Source organism: Bacillus weihaiensis (assembly GCF_001889165.1).
GTDB lineage: Bacteria > Bacillota > Bacilli > Bacillales > Bacillaceae > Metabacillus > Metabacillus weihaiensis.
The window spans coordinates 3,967,123-3,979,239 of sequence record NZ_CP016020.1 but is presented as its reverse complement, the minus strand read 5'-3'; the positions used below and the strand labels follow the sequence as shown (position 1 = coordinate 3,979,239).

Genomic DNA, 12,117 nt, shown 5'->3' with positions numbered 1-12,117 from the left:
GTCTTAAAAAAAACACCTGCATATTGTATTGTAAACAGAATGAAAGAGGTGAAAATATGTCGCAAGCAAATATCCCAAATATTACGCCAAGTATTGGTATTACTGTAGGCGATACAGTACCTTTATTGTTATCATCGATCGCTCTGGAAGAGTTAGCTTTAGCGCACATCTTAAACGCAGAGGCAGAGAAATTACAGTTTGTATTAGGTACCCTTACTCCTACTACTTCTACTTTAGCTCCAGGGGATGTTACAATCTCTAATCTTTTACTTGTTGATCAAAGTGTTCGTAGAACGATTCAGGATGTTATTAAGAAAGAGATGCTTCTCCAATTTAAATTTGAAAATGTATTGGATCTTATTCAAGTTTCCCCTGGTAACCCTGTAATTGGGACATAATTGACTGTTGTGAAATGAAAGGAGTGGGCTCTATGCTTTTTTAGAGCTCACCTTATTTTATGTCGTATTTTCACTTTGCTTATATAACACATGTTCAGATTTGATAGATCTCCTGTTATACTTCCTCAATGATGTCAACGATAGTTAAATTCATTTTCTTAATTCACCTTAGACTTTAGTCAAGATCTTTTTCTTATCTTAACTAAAGTGTGTTATCCTCACTTAAACTGCATCCTGATTATTCATACTTTGTGGAATAAGAGGGGGAGGGAAACACATTGGAGCTGCCAGCTTAAACAAATAGCTTATGTAAAACGCACAATTAGATCATTAGATATACACATATAGAAAGATATAGTGTAAAGCCCCTTCAAGTAGAATGTTATTTAACACTTTACTAGAAGGGGGGTTACCCTATCACTTTTATTATTTTAGAACATCTAAAAAAAACAGACGCACTTCCCCTATAAAATGGTTGAGTTTATCCAAGGGTTTGCTTCAATTGGTGAGAAGTTTTTCTTATTAGTAAGCAACTCTTTTTTCTTGTTGTAATTCTCAAGTTCTTCTAATAATTTATGAATTTCTATTATATCGCTGGGATTAGTAAATAAAACTCGGTATGATTTTAACATGTTTTTTTTATTTATCTTAAAGCTGCGATAGTTCTGACATACATAATTCTCGGAGCTTAGTGTACTATTATTCATGCTTTCATACTTTCTTAATACCTGATCTTGTAAAGAGACTAATAATTTTAGTCTTTTTAAAGAAGTGAATTGTAGTTGTTTTGATTGCGTAGCTTTCCATGTATCTGAATTAATTAATTTCTGGAATGCAAGGATCGATTCTATTAAATGAAATAATGAGTTTTCAAGTTGGGTAAGTGCATGAATATAGGTAACAGAGTAATCTTTTATTTTTTCCTCAGAATGTAAATGATGATCTAATCTTTTCCTCTGAGATGACGGTGACATTTACACGGGTCCTCCTCAATGAAATGTGGGTGACATTTACAAGGGATTTGGTTTATACAATTGCAGTCACAATCACAGTCGCAGTCGCAACTATTCCTACAATGACCATATTCTTCACGAGAATAGTGAGATTGAAATTCTTCATTTAAGAAAATAACATCATCTAATTTACGAAGTAGTAGCCATTCTTTCATAACAATAACCTCTAAAAACTTACTTGTTTGGTGATTGAATTTAAAAATTTGTTCATGAGATGGACAACTTGGAAAATCTGAATTTTTACCAACCATAGCCTGGATTTTCTCAGCTTCAGCGTTTAAGAGATGAGAGAGGGCTATTTCCTCTAAAGCAATGGATTCCAATAAATCAATAATTGTTTCTTTCATATTAGGTCTAAATTTACCTTCTGGAATATTGGGCATACTCATATCGATATCCTCCCTTTTAGGCACACGTCTAAATTTATATAGCATTATATGTTAAAACCCATCATTGTGTTCTGCACCTTCAAAGGAAAAGAACATATGATAATTTGTAGAGTGGAAAAAACTTGCTTTTGTAGAATGAATGATAAATAGACTACTAAAATTAACAGAATGTGATTCAAGGTCAATGACGTGTAATATTAGAAATTTGTAAGGAGGACAATACATGAAGACTGCGTTTATTACAGGAGTTACAGGGCAAGATGGTGCCTATTTAGCAAAGTTCTTACTTGATAAGGGATATCGAGTTGTTGGATTAGTACCCCAAAGAAGTACTTCTTCATTTTGGAGGTTAGATTATTTCAATATTACTGATTCAATTGAACTAGTATACGGTGATGTAACGGATCTCAGTTCGCTTGTTAAGATTTTACGTACCTTTAAGCCTGATGAAGTGTATAATCTTGCAGCTCAAAGCTTTGTTGGTGTTTCTTGGGATCAACCAATATTAACGTGTAATGTAACAGGCATGGGAGCGTTAAATGTATTAGAAGCTGTTCGATTAACGGATAATAACATTAAAGTCTATCAAGCTTCTTCAAGTGAAATGTTTGGGGAGGTTCAAGAACCAATACAGAATGAAAACACACCATTCTATCCACGAAGTCCTTATGGTGTTTCAAAACTCTTCGCTCACTGGATGACAGTGAACTATAGAGAAAGTCATGATATGTTCGCATCGAGCGGGATTTTATTTAATCACGAATCCCCACTTCGAGGTCTGTCGTTTGTAACAAGAAAAGTGACAGATGCTGTTGCTAGAATATCATTAGGAGTACAAGATAAGCTCATACTAGGGAATTTAAATGCAAAAAGAGATTGGGGATTTGCAGGGGACTATGTAGAAGCGATGTGGCTAATGCTCCAGCATGATAAACCTGATACTTTTGTTGTATCTACAGGGTTATCTCATTCAATTAAAGATCTATGTGATGTGGCATTTAATTATGTAGGGCTAAATTGGAAGGAGCACGTTGAAAGTAATGCATCTCTATTTAGACCAGCTGAGGTCAATATACTAATGGGAAATTCAGATAAAGCGAAAGAAACACTAGGGTGGGTACCAAAAACTAGTTTTAAAGAAATGGTAGAGATGATGATAGAAGCTGATATGAAAAGAGTAGAAAAAGAGATAGCAAAAGGTCATATGTGAGGTTATTCCAGGTGATTTAGCTTTATCTAAGGAACGTCTATCATACTTAAAGAGGGAGATTAGTTTGAATGTTCTAATATTATCAGGTGGATCAGGAACTCGTTTGTGGCCATTATCTACTGAAAAGAATCCAAAGCAGTATGTAAAGATAATTAAGGATTTAAATGGAATTCCAGAATCGATGATTCAAAGAATGTGTAGACTCCTACTTGAGAAAAACGAAATGTTTAGCAGCTTATCTATCGTAACAGAAGAGTCACAAGTACAACTATTAGAGGAACAGTTACAGTCTAATTGGAAACCAAAGTTGATTTTGGAACCAAAGAGAAGAGACACGTTTCCAGCTATTATGTTAGCTGCCAGTTATCTTTATGATATTGAGGGAATTAGTGAAGATGAGGTTGTCTGCTTATTACCTGTTGATTCGTATGTAAATGATGATTTTTTCACTAGTGTATATGAATTAGAAACAGTTATTCAAAAGACGGGGGCAAATATTGTATTAATGGGTGTAAAACCCACTTCACCTCAAGAAAAATACGGATATATTTTACCAGAGAAGATGTTATCAACCACACACAATTATTCTTCAGTCGTTAATTTTGTCGAAAAACCGGGAAGAGCAACTGCTGAAGACCTCATTTCAAAAGGGGCACTGTGGAACTGTGGAGTTTTTGCCGTTCGTCTTGGTTATCTCCTTTCTATTATGAAAGAAAAAGGCCTACCATTGGAATATCAAGAGTTAAGAGCATCGTATGAGATGCTTCCGAGAATTAGCTTTGATTATGAAGTAGTGGAAAAGGAAGACAAAATTGCAGTGATGTCATATTCAGGGGAATGGAAGGACTTGGGGACTTGGGATGCGTTAACGGAAGAGTTGGATGAAGAAATACTGGGGTTAGGATATGTATCAAAAGATTCCTTAAATACTCATATTATTAATGAACTTGAAATTCCTATAAATGTTATTGGACTTTCCGATATTGTTGTTGTTGGAACAGAGGAAGGTATTTTAATAGGTAATAAGGAAAAAATCTCAAAATCCAAGGCGTTTACTTCTGAAATGAAAAAAAACAACCCTTAATTACTAAATAGGGTTTGTGTGCTGTTTAATTATCATCAGTTGATTACTTTACAAATCGGGGTATGGAAAAATGGGCCAAGTATCTGGTAACCCCTAAAGGAAAATAGCTATTACCTATACTAGAATATACGATAGTAAGACTAGTCTAAGTTGTGAAATAAGGTTATTGCTTCTTTAAAAAAATCCCGTATTTCCCCCTAGGTACAGATTTTTTCTCTCTTTATAAAAGAGTAGCTCTTTTCTTCTTTCGTGTGAAAGAACACTTCATTTACTAGAATTCATAATATGAATAAGCGATATAATTTTTTTAAAAACCTAATAAAAAGCCCGAACGATTGTATGACTCTACACTATAGTCTAGAGGCGACATCGTTTGGGCTTTTTCATTTTACCTGTAGATAGAACTAGTTAGGGAGAATGTAGTGATTCCCTAGGCTTTATGTTTATTTTACAGACTCATTTAAAAATTCAATAACTTGATCAGGTGTTTTAGCATTTGCACTATGAAGGTGCGCTTTTTTTTCACCATTTTTAAAAACTAATAAGCTTGGTATGCCCATTACGTCATATTTTTCAGCAATCTCCGGAAGCTCGTCTTTGTTGATTTCTACCATGTTTACCGATCCTACTTCTTCGAAAACTGTTGGTAAAAACATGTCCATTCTTTTACAGTCTGGGCACCAATCTGTGAAGAATTTTAAAACAACTGGTTCGTTGCTCGTAATTAATTCTTGAAATTGCTCTTCTGTTTTTACATGTTCCATTTCTATCACCTCACAACCTATTTTACCCAATAATTGATGAAAATACAGTAATCTAGCTTACTCCTTCTTTTCTGTAGAGGGAGAGTAGCGCTATTCCTTTTTACTAGGGTATTCCTGATAAGTGATGGCTAGATCTACTTACCTTTATATCTAGCGCAACAAAATGTAAGAGAAGGGTTCCAATCTAGTGGAAATGTTACAAAGTGGTGAAAAAGTAGATCTAAAGGCTTTCAAATTTGAATAAAAACTTGAAATCATCTAAAGTAAATCTGTACTAATGAAGGTAGCTTTACAAATGAGTATAGAATCTGAAATATTATCACTAACTTATATAAAGGAAGATCGGTGTAATAGATACACTATAGGAGGAAGCATCAATGATTGAAGCAGTGAAAAAGCATCCATTGCAGGTTATAAAAGAAAAGATAGATCTCGTAACTCACCCAGAAGGATCGGTCTTTATTGTTGGACCAATTACATTACCAGTTCAATTAGATGGGGAGACGGTTCAGTTTAAATGGTATAGCTGGTTAAAAGCCGATGATGAAATACTAGGGTTACCTCATGACAAACAAGTTGACACACTCTTACAAAGCTTGCCAACAGCAAATCTAGCAGATCGTCAGCAATCGAGTGTCCTTGTATATGGTGATTTTGATGAAAGAGAAGATGCGGTCATTCGTATGCATAGTATTTGTCATACAGGGGATATTTTTGGAAGTAAACGTTGTGATTGCGGCTTTCAGTTAAAGCAATCAATGAAAATGATTGTGGATAAGGGGGCAGGTGCACTCTTTTATTTAGCTAACCATGAAGGTAGGGGGATTGGTTTATTTAGTAAGTCTTTGGCATACCTTTTACAAGAAGAAGGACTTGACACAGTTGAAGCGAATGAATATTTAGGCTTTGAAGACGATGTTAGAAATTACGATGATGCCATTAAGGTGTTAACATACTTACGTTCTTTACCAGTTACGTTAATTACAAATAATCCAAATAAGGTAGAAGCTCTACAACGTGCGGGTGCAAATGTTTCTGGCAGAATCCCATTATGGGGAGATATTTCGGAATATAATAAGCATTACCTAGAAACGAAGATGGAAAAGGCAGGTCACTTCCGAGGAGGATATCCAGTTGAGTGAACATGAATTTTACATGAAGCTAGCGATTACTAATGCGAAAGCAATGAAAGGACAAACAGATCCAAATCCTTTAGTTGGTGCAGTGATCATAAATGATAATCGAGTGGTTGGAGTGGGTACCCATTTAAAAGCGGGTGGTCCTCACGCAGAGATTCATGCCTTACATATGGCGAAGGATCAAGCAAGAGGTGGAACCATGTATGTCACACTTGAGCCGTGCTCCCATCATGGAAGAACAGGTCCATGTGCTGAAGCGATTGTGGAAGCTGGGATAAAGAAAGTCATCATTGCGACCTTGGATCCTAACCCAGTAGTAGCAGGTAATGGGGTCAAGATATTAGAACGTGCAAATATTGAGGTAGTCATTGGCGTGTGTGAAGAAGAATCACGTAAAATGAATGAAGTGTTTAATAAATTTATTGTGACAAAGAAACCATTCCTTACATTAAAAGCTGCAGCAACATTAGATGGGAAAATTGCCTCGCAAACTTGGGATAGTAAGTGGATAACCTCTGACGTCGCAAGAGAAGATGTCCACAAAATGAGAAGTGAACATGCGGGCATCCTAGTAGGTGTTCATACGGTTATTCAGGATGATCCAGAATTAACCTCTAGAATTCCTTATGGAAGAAATCCTATTCGGTTGGTAATGGATAGTACGTTAAGAATACCTCTTACTAGTAAAGTAGTAACGGACAACGAAGCTGAGACGTGGATCTTCACTTCACAGAACTACCAAGCAGATGTGAAGGAGCAGTTAGAAGAACGAGGCATTAACGTGTTCGTGACGAGTGGTTTACATCGAGTGAACGTCCAAGAGGTTGTGACGATTCTTGGAGAAAAAGGGGTTTCCTCTGTTATGATCGAGGGGGGAGCGGAAGTCAATGGGTCATTTTTAATGGAACAACTCGTTGATAAACTCGTGTTATATGTTGCCCCTAAATTAATCGGAGGGAAAAGCTCTCCAGGGTTTATTGGCGGAGAAGGCCTTGAGAAAATGTCTGATGCGATTGATTTAAGCGAGCTTGAAATGGAGAAAGTAGGTCCCGATTTAAAATTCACAGGGTATCCTACATACAAATAAGGTGAAAGCACGATTGGAAGAGATGACTCTATCTTAATCGTGTTTTTTTATGTTGATTGAACGCGATAAATTTGCTAGTTTGTTTTTGTGACAAAGCACCATCTCCTTACGATTGTCGCTGGTAGGAGGTGACTTGCGAAGAAACGAAAAATACGTTAAAATTAAAACCAACTAAACTTATAAGAATTATTAAATATAGAGGAGGCGTTATAATGAAGCGTGAAGAAAGTTCAATTTTAGAAGGTGCAGAAAGTAGATTTTACCAAGGTAATCAAATAGGAATTCTTCTCTGCCATGGATTTAACGGAACGCCACAAAGTATGCAATTTATTGGAGAAAGACTTTCACAGCTTGGTTATACCGTCTCTATCCCTCGTCTATCTGGTCATGGTACACATTATCGTGATATGGAAAAAGTACACTATGAGAACTGGAAACAAGATCTTCAAGAAGAATATGATCGTCTAAAAGAAACATGTCTTGAAGTATACGTTGTTGGTCAGTCTATGGGAGGAGCGTTAACTCTTCAGCTGGCGGCTTCGAATTCGTCAATAAGTGGAATTGCTTTAATTAATGCTGCAGTGACAGATGTAGCGTACCAGACTTTACGAACGGAAAAAGGTCCAATGCTAATAGAAGAGGGGGAGCCAGATATCCACAAGCCTGGAGTATATGAAATAACTTATTCGAAAGTACCATTACATGCTGTTCATGAACTTCTTGACTTAATGGATGAGACAAAAGAAAAAGTAGCGAAAGTAGAAAGTCCGGTATTATTGATTACTTCTGCGGTGGATCATGTAGTACCACCAAGTAATTCAGACTTTATTTACGAGAACCTGCGTTCAAAAGAAGTAAAGCGAGTAACGCTACCTCATTCTTATCATGTGGCTTCAATGGATTATGATGCAACTATGATTGTGGATAACATCCATCAATATATAGAAGATTTATCCCGAGAACCATCCCTTTCTTAATGTATATTGAGAAGGAGGGGATGTGTTTTTCAAAACACGTGGATAACTACACTAGTTATCCACAAGTTATTCACAATACCCCTTACTTATCCCCAATATTGAAAACACTTTAATTTCTCTGATCTTCAAAAGTCCATATGTGTGTTGATTGTATTTTCCTACTCGATTTAGTAAATAAATGCTATAATTTGTCATTATGTAGAAACTAGATAAAGAGGTAATGAAGATGACAGGATCTATTAGAAGCATGACAGAAAGTGATATCGCTCAAATTCAACATGTTGCAAAAACAAGCTGGCAAACAACCTATAAGGGCATTATTCCACTAGATATTCAAGAAAACTTCATACAAATGGCTTATTCGGATGAAAATCTTAAAAAGAGAATGGAAACGACCATGTTTCTTGTTGCGGAAGTGGAAGGGAAGGTCATTGGGTTTAGTAATGTGTTTCCGTTGAAAAACCGAAAGAAAGCGGAGTTAGGAGCCATCTATCTCTTTGAAGAATTTCAAGGGAAAGGAATTGGAACACAATTATTAAATGAAAGCATCAATCAATTACCTGACGTGAAGAAGCTCTATGTAAATGTAGAAAAGGATAATAAAACGGGGCTCTTTTTTTATAAGGCGAAAGGCTTTAAAATAGAAACAGAATATGATGATCTTTTTAATGGTCATGTGTTAAAAACAATTCGGATGGTTTTAGAGCGATAGAGTTACTGGGAAAAAAGAATTAAAACTGGAGAGGAGTAATGGGAATGAGTGATAGTCTCAAATATCCTATTGGGAAATTTACGGTACCAACTAATGTGACAAGGGAAAACCTGAACATATGGATAGAAGACATTGAAAGGATGCCAACTCAATTAGAGCAAGTAATTACCACCCTCTCAGAATCTCAACTAAATTGTTCATATCGTCCTGGAGGATGGACAGTTCATCAGATCGTTCATCATATAGCAGACAGCCACATGAACAGCTTTATCCGATTTAAGCTAGCTCTTACTGAGGAACTCCCCACTATTAAACCATATGATGAAACCATCTGGGCTAATCTAGCTGACGTACAGAAAACATCATTACTTGTTTCATTGGAATTGCTAAAAGCCCTTCACGTAAGATGGACATCTTTATTGAAAACAATGAGTGATGCTGATTTCCAACGATGCTTTTATCATCCAGAGTTGAAAAAAACAATTTCATTAGCAGAAAACCTTGCTTTATATTCGTGGCACGGAAAGCACCATATTGAGCATATTAAGCTGGTTCTCGTTCATTGATGTTTACTCTTTTGTGATAGCTGTGAAGAAAACAGGATAGAAAAGTGACATTCTCTCTATCCATAAACTAGGTTGTAGCTAGATGTTTCTACTTACAATAATCTAAATCTATCCAATCGTATGATGTAATGATTATGCGAGCCTTCGATCGTTTTTTGTCGGTGTATTCCATTTTTTCCTTATGAGTAATATGACAATAAAGATGAGTAGGATGAAGGCAATGCTCACAAAAAAGCCTGGCCTACTTGTTTGATCAAAAAGAGTCCCACTAATGGCTGCTAGAATAAGGACCATTCCAAGCCATCTTTTTATTTTATGAAAGCTGCTCATTTGTAGGAGCCTTTTAGCGGACAGTAATACAAAAAACCAATTATATAAGAGCATTAACCCCGCTGCTGTTGTGATGTATTCGTATATTTTATCAGGCATGACAAGAGCTAAAATGATGGATGTAATAAGTCCTCCAATTGTTAACGAAAGGGCAGCCATATTTCGTTTTTTCCCCTTTTTCTTCTTAAAGAGGGCAGGTGCATCCCCATCCTTTGCTAATGTTGAGGTCATACTAGTCACGGCAAAAAGTGATGCTGCCATTGTAGAAAAGCCTGCTATAATTAATGCCCCATTAAATACATGTGGGAAAAAATCTAGATTGTAGCTAGCCATAGCGGTGACAAAAGGACTTTCATCTGGATTGAATTTTTCCCATGATACAAATGAAACAGCTAAAGCTAACGACAACAGATAAATAGAGGTAAGTAAAATGAGCATAGTACTTCCTGATTTTGGAGCATCTTCTTTATTTTTAAGCTCCATGGCCATAATCCCCATAATTTCAATTCCGCCAAAAGCATAAAATGCGTAAATAAGTGATGTCCAAAAACCAATGGCCCCTTTTGGGAAAAAGTCGCCTAGTGAAGTAGGGAAGGATGCTTTGTCCCCATTTATTACTCCAAATAATCCTAGTAAAGCAAGGATAATAAACATGAAAATCGCTGCGATTTTAATAACAGCAAAAAGATTTTCAATCCTTTCAAATCCTTTCGTTCCGGTTAAAATCACGCCAATTCCTAAAACGGCAAAGATTGAAGCAAACACCCATAATGGGACATCTGGAAACCAGAATGTCGAAAAGATGGAGAGGGCAGTTAATTGACTTCCCATAATGAGCATTTCAGAAAACCAATACACCCACCCACTACTAAAACCCGCCCAGCGACCGTACGCTTTTTTTGCATATGATCGAAAGGAACCTTCCTGTGGATCGGCAACCGTCATTTTAGCAAGTGATTCAAATACGATATAAGTCCCTAATGCAGCTAGAGTAAAAGCTAAAAGAACAGAAGGACCTGTCATTTTAATGGCGATACTCGATCCTAAAAAGTAGCCAGTCCCAATGATACAGCCTACGCCAATTAAAGATAGCTGCCACCATGATAATGAACCACTTGATTGATTCGCGTTTTTTTTCAATATCTTCACTCCTCTGTAAAGGTTTAAACATATGGTGATAGTGGCAATAAGTAGGTAATCAAAAAAGTGAGGTGGTTCCATGATTAAGCAATTTAAAAAACAATTTAGGGTACCAAATGGGCTTCTAGGTGTTGTAGCAGGCAAAATCATGGCTTGGGAAAATAAGAAGTTAAATGCTTGGTCTGTTTCTTGCTTGGGAATAGACAAGCATGATCATCTACTAGAGGTTGGCTTCGGTGCGGGAGCATGTATGGAGACTGTCCTAAAGCGCAACACTACAGTAACAATTGACGGCTTGGATATTTCCGAAACGATGAAAAATCAAGCTGAATCAGCGCTAGAGCCTTATGTAGAAAAAAATAGAGTTCACCTAATGGTAGGCGATGTATCAAAGGTCCAGCTTACACAAGATGGATACGATAAAATATTAAGTGTGAATAACTTTACGATCTGGACTGAGCCACAAAAAGGAGTAGCATCTCTTTATCAAGCATTAAAACCTGGTGGGAAAATAGCCATTACAATGCAGCCTCGGGAAGAAGATGCAAGTCCGAATAAAACAAGAATGTTTGCAAAGAAAATCCATGACGATTTAGTGACATGCCATTTTAGGGACGTTAAAATAACATATAAAAAAATCCGACCCGAATTAGCAGTCTGTGTAACCGCATATAAAAGGTAGGAAAAACAGGGAAGCCCTGTTTTATTAGACATTCATTTTTTTTCTAGAATTGAGCTAATGAAGCCAATGGCAATTCCAAGTAGTGCGCCTCCTGCAACCTCTGCAGGTTGGTGGCCTAATAATTCATTTAGCTCCTTCTCTTGCTTTACATGAAATAATCCAGGCATATGACCAGATAATACTTCAATATCTGCATCAAGATCATTCACAATTTTTGCAATTTCTCCTGTATGTCGTCTAATCCCTTGAGCATCATACATGACAATAATACCGAAGATAACCGCTAACGCTGTGTCTGTAGAATTCAACCCTTTTTTTGTTGCAACATATGTTGCTAGAGCAGAAACTCCAGCAGAGTGAGAGCTTGGCATTCCACCTGTTTGTAGGAGTGGTCTCCAATCCCAAACACCATGCTCTCTTCTATGAGTCAAGATCTTTAATCCTTGTGCGATACCAATCCCTGAAATAGCTGTCCATATTCCTCGATTCATCTTCTCACCCCTATGTGGGTAGTGTTTATCAAATGAAAAGCAATCATTCAAAAAGAACGTTGTAAATTTTTATCATGTAGGAAATTTATTAAAATTTGCATGTTTCGACAAAATATTTCCCGGAGAATAATAGGC

The 12,117-nt window shown here is 36.6% G+C and carries 14 protein-coding genes; 9 read left to right on the top strand and 5 right to left on the bottom strand.

The features are described 5' to 3' along the window. Positions 1 to 56: 56 nt before the first annotated feature. Positions 57 to 398 carry an alpha-helical endospore appendage domain-containing protein gene (locus A9C19_RS19155; protein WP_072581397.1) on the top strand — a complete coding sequence of 114 codons (342 nt, stop codon included), beginning with the start codon at positions 57 to 59 and terminating at the stop codon, positions 396 to 398. A 464-nt stretch (positions 399 to 862) separates the two neighbouring features. Here the strand turns inward: A9C19_RS19155 and A9C19_RS19150 are convergent, their stop codons facing one another. Together A9C19_RS19150 and A9C19_RS22365 are read right to left on the bottom strand one after the other, a co-directional pair. Further along, on the bottom strand, positions 863 to 1,372 hold the full coding sequence (locus A9C19_RS19150) for a hypothetical protein (protein WP_072581396.1): 510 nt from the start codon (positions 1,370 to 1,372) through the stop codon (positions 863 to 865). Then, positions 1,342 to 1,800, bottom strand: a complete 459-nt coding sequence (locus A9C19_RS22365; RefSeq protein WP_233499205.1) for an alpha-helical endospore appendage domain-containing protein — start codon at positions 1,798 to 1,800, stop codon at positions 1,342 to 1,344. The genes A9C19_RS19150 and A9C19_RS22365 overlap by 31 nt, the downstream gene beginning before the upstream one ends. 223 nt (positions 1,801 to 2,023) lie before the next feature. Between A9C19_RS22365 and gmd the strand changes: the two genes are divergently transcribed. After that, positions 2,024 to 3,010, top strand: a complete 987-nt coding sequence (gene gmd / locus A9C19_RS19140; protein ID WP_072581395.1) for a GDP-mannose 4,6-dehydratase — start codon at positions 2,024 to 2,026, stop codon at positions 3,008 to 3,010. Between the two features lie 64 nt (positions 3,011 to 3,074). Next, positions 3,075 to 4,094: a sugar phosphate nucleotidyltransferase gene (locus A9C19_RS19135; protein ID WP_072581394.1), complete on the top strand. Its 1,020-nt coding sequence runs from the start codon at positions 3,075 to 3,077 to the stop codon at positions 4,092 to 4,094. Between the two features lie 443 nt (positions 4,095 to 4,537). Here A9C19_RS19135 and A9C19_RS19130 read toward each other — a convergent pair whose 3' ends face one another. Next, a complete protein-coding gene (locus A9C19_RS19130; RefSeq protein ID WP_072581393.1) occupies positions 4,538 to 4,858 on the bottom strand; it encodes a thioredoxin family protein in 321 nt (106 codons plus the stop codon). Between the two features lie 377 nt (positions 4,859 to 5,235). Here A9C19_RS19130 and A9C19_RS19125 point away from each other — a divergent pair, with 377 nt between their 5' ends. From A9C19_RS19125 to A9C19_RS19105, 5 genes are all read left to right on the top strand, one after another. Beyond that, positions 5,236 to 6,000, top strand: a complete 765-nt coding sequence (locus A9C19_RS19125) for a GTP cyclohydrolase II (protein WP_072581392.1) — start codon at positions 5,236 to 5,238, stop codon at positions 5,998 to 6,000. Further along, positions 5,993 to 7,084, top strand: a complete 1,092-nt coding sequence (gene ribD, locus A9C19_RS19120) for a bifunctional diaminohydroxyphosphoribosylaminopyrimidine deaminase/5-amino-6-(5-phosphoribosylamino)uracil reductase RibD (protein WP_072581391.1) — start codon at positions 5,993 to 5,995, stop codon at positions 7,082 to 7,084. Before A9C19_RS19125 ends, ribD begins: the two co-directional genes overlap by 8 nt. A 212-nt stretch (positions 7,085 to 7,296) precedes the next feature. Then, positions 7,297 to 8,061 (top strand): alpha/beta hydrolase, encoded by a 765-nt coding sequence (locus tag A9C19_RS19115; RefSeq protein WP_072581390.1) that lies wholly within the window; start codon positions 7,297 to 7,299, stop codon positions 8,059 to 8,061. A gap of 226 nt (positions 8,062 to 8,287) precedes the next feature. Beyond that, entirely contained in the window at positions 8,288 to 8,773 is a 486-nt protein-coding gene (locus A9C19_RS19110; RefSeq protein WP_072581389.1) for a GNAT family N-acetyltransferase, read from the top strand. Positions 8,774 to 8,817: 44 nt separating this feature from the next. Beyond that, positions 8,818 to 9,339, top strand: coding sequence for a YfiT family bacillithiol transferase (locus A9C19_RS19105; RefSeq protein WP_072581388.1), 522 nt, complete (start codon positions 8,818 to 8,820; stop codon positions 9,337 to 9,339). A 132-nt stretch (positions 9,340 to 9,471) separates the two neighbouring features. On the opposite strand, the gene A9C19_RS19100 is transcribed toward A9C19_RS19105, so the two are convergent. Further along, a complete protein-coding gene (locus A9C19_RS19100) occupies positions 9,472 to 10,812 on the bottom strand; it encodes an amino acid permease (RefSeq protein ID WP_420835845.1) in 1,341 nt (446 codons plus the stop codon). A gap of 76 nt (positions 10,813 to 10,888) precedes the next feature. Between A9C19_RS19100 and A9C19_RS19095 the strand changes: the two genes are divergently transcribed. Further along, entirely contained in the window at positions 10,889 to 11,491 is a 603-nt protein-coding gene (locus A9C19_RS19095; protein WP_072581387.1) for a class I SAM-dependent methyltransferase, read from the top strand. Between the two features lie 32 nt (positions 11,492 to 11,523). Here the strand turns inward: A9C19_RS19095 and A9C19_RS19090 are convergent, their stop codons facing one another. Then, positions 11,524 to 11,982, bottom strand: a complete 459-nt coding sequence (locus tag A9C19_RS19090) for a divergent PAP2 family protein (RefSeq protein ID WP_072581386.1) — start codon at positions 11,980 to 11,982, stop codon at positions 11,524 to 11,526. Positions 11,983 to 12,117 lie beyond the last annotated feature (135 nt).

Bases quoted from the DNA above. Each gene is read 5' to 3' on its own strand.
- A9C19_RS19155 (WP_072581397.1), top strand. From the start codon at position 57: ATGTCGCAAGCAAATATCCCAAATATTACGCCAAGTATTGGTATTACT.
- A9C19_RS19150 (WP_072581396.1), bottom strand. From the start codon at position 1,372: ATGTCACCGTCATCTCAGAGGAAAAGATTAGATCATCATTTACATTCT.
- A9C19_RS22365 (WP_233499205.1), bottom strand. From the start codon at position 1,800: ATGAGTATGCCCAATATTCCAGAAGGTAAATTTAGACCTAATATGAAA.
- gmd (WP_072581395.1), top strand. From the start codon at position 2,024: ATGAAGACTGCGTTTATTACAGGAGTTACAGGGCAAGATGGTGCCTAT.
- A9C19_RS19130 (WP_072581393.1), bottom strand. From the start codon at position 4,858: ATGGAACATGTAAAAACAGAAGAGCAATTTCAAGAATTAATTACGAGC.
- A9C19_RS19125 (WP_072581392.1), top strand. From the start codon at position 5,236: ATGATTGAAGCAGTGAAAAAGCATCCATTGCAGGTTATAAAAGAAAAG.
- A9C19_RS19115 (WP_072581390.1), top strand. From the start codon at position 7,297: ATGAAGCGTGAAGAAAGTTCAATTTTAGAAGGTGCAGAAAGTAGATTT.
- A9C19_RS19110 (WP_072581389.1), top strand. From the start codon at position 8,288: ATGACAGGATCTATTAGAAGCATGACAGAAAGTGATATCGCTCAAATT.
- A9C19_RS19105 (WP_072581388.1), top strand. From the start codon at position 8,818: ATGAGTGATAGTCTCAAATATCCTATTGGGAAATTTACGGTACCAACT.
- A9C19_RS19095 (WP_072581387.1), top strand. From the start codon at position 10,889: ATGATTAAGCAATTTAAAAAACAATTTAGGGTACCAAATGGGCTTCTA.
- A9C19_RS19090 (WP_072581386.1), bottom strand. From the start codon at position 11,982: ATGAATCGAGGAATATGGACAGCTATTTCAGGGATTGGTATCGCACAA.